Source organism: Sphingobacterium sp. T2, assembly GCF_000814685.1.
Lineage (GTDB): Bacteria > Bacteroidota > Bacteroidia > Sphingobacteriales > Sphingobacteriaceae > Sphingobacterium > Sphingobacterium thermophilum.
The window spans coordinates 1-1,946 of sequence record NZ_JXAC01000274.1 but is presented as its reverse complement, the minus strand read 5'-3'; the positions used below and the strand labels follow the sequence as shown (position 1 = coordinate 1,946).

The window sequence follows — 1,946 nt, the reverse complement described above, 5'->3', positions numbered from 1 at the left end:
TCCACAACGGAAGTGGTGGTCCATAAGGTTGTGACCGAGCTCACACCTAGCTACTCGCCAATCCACCTCCACGATCATCGGTAGCCGGAATTCATCAAAATTCCAAGTAGAAATTCAGTGCGAGCACAGTAGGAAATCACTTTTGCGAATAATACTGTCATAACGTTTGGTTTGTTTCGGCATCCAACACTTCCACACCTTTAGCCTTCTGGGTGTCCGTTATCGTAAATGATTCTTGTAACGATGGAATAAGGTCTCAATGTCAGGTTTCCGGTTTTCACTGCTGCCGGCAAAGTTGAAGACTGGGTACTGAAATATGCCCCAAAATTACATCCCAACCAGCATTTGTTTTGGTATTGACAGTTTACACGTCCGTTGTGAGGTACCGTGATATTAGCAGTTCTACCTATGATGAAATATCTTTTTCCATCATAGAGTTTGCGGATACGTGCAGCCAAGTCACGCTCGATGACGTTCATCGGCATTGGAGGAAGGTAATCACCGTCCGGCAAGGTTGGTACTCCGTCGCGGTTTCCCGAAATTCCGGCGAACTTCTCCACATAGCTATACCATGGCGCAATATCTTTATAGCGTATAGGCCAATCCACACCGTGGCCATCACGTAAGTTAGCCTCAAAATCCAAATCACCGAGGCGGTATGACTGTCTTCCCCACATGAGGGAACGTCCTCCTACATGATAGCCTCTATACCAGTCGAAACGTTTGATTTCCACATAGGGACTTTCCTTTTCATTCACCCAGAAGTCCAAGTTTTTCTCATTCAGCGGATAGTCTCTCCTCAACACAGGATAGTCTTGAATCATCTGCTGTGTTCGGCCTCCGGCATGAGGGAATTCCCATGGGTCTTTTGTTGTCGCATGATAGTCCTTGATATGTTCTACATTACGACCTCTTTCCAACATTATGGTTTTCAACCCTTTTTCGGTTAATTCTTTTGCTGCCCATCCCCCACTAATACCTGAACCTACTACTATAGCATCATAAACATTGTTCTCTACCATCTTTTTAACCTTAAGATTTATAATTAGTAATACATTTATTTTACGTTAGCCGATATTTTCTTCGTTTTTGAAGAAAATAATAAATATGATCATCACAATGAAAGCTATGGCTGCTGGTACTATCCACAGCTGATTCCAGAATGCAGGAATGCTGGAAGACTTCACCTCAGCATACATATCGCTCACATAACCTGCAACCCAGAAGCCTATAAGTTGGCCTAAGCCGTAGGTTGCCAACGTGATAAGTCCTTGTGCCGCACTCTTATGCTGTAAACCTGCCTTAGAATCGGTGTAAATCTGTCCCGACACGAAGAAAAAGTCGTAACAGATGCCATGAAGAGCTATACCGATAATCAACATAAAAGCCAGTTCGCCAGGATTACCGAAAGCAAACAGCAGATAGCGCAAGGCCCAGCACAACATACCTACAACAATGGTATTCTTGAAACCAAAACGGGTAAAAAACACAGGAAGCAATAATAAGCACAACACTTCAGAAATCTGTCCTATCGTCATCTTACCCGTAGGGTTAGACATCCCCACCTCCGTCAAGAATTGATTAGCATATTGGTAATAGAATGCCAGAGGGATGCATATAAGTACTGAAGAGACCACGAACACTAAAAAGTTTCTGTCTTTCAATAGTGCGATGGCATCCAACCCTAAAATCTGTGATATAGTTTTCTTCTCTGCTCCTTCCACCTTCACCGGAGGTGTTTTTGGCAGCAGGAAGCTAAACAAGCCTAACACCAATGACGCTACCGAAGCCAACAAAAAGGTATTTCTAAGCATACCCTGCCCTATAGCTTCTTCCGTATCCCACTTGAAAATATAACTTATAGACATTGCTACAATCCATCCTATGGTGCCGAAAAGACGTATGATGGAAAATTCCTTTTCTGGATTGGTCATCTGACGGAAAGA

General features: G+C 43.4%; 1 protein-coding gene and 1 pseudogene. Both read right to left on the bottom strand.

The genetic code is table 11. The features are described from left to right. Window positions 1–1,022: pseudogene (locus SD31_RS13990) on the bottom strand (GMC family oxidoreductase N-terminal domain-containing protein); the annotation flags it as partial. Window positions 1,023–1,067: 45 nt separating this feature from the next. Then, window positions 1,068–1,946, bottom strand: an 879-nt coding sequence (locus tag SD31_RS13985; RefSeq protein ID WP_039054571.1) for an MFS transporter, incomplete at its 5' end; no start/stop codon positions are given.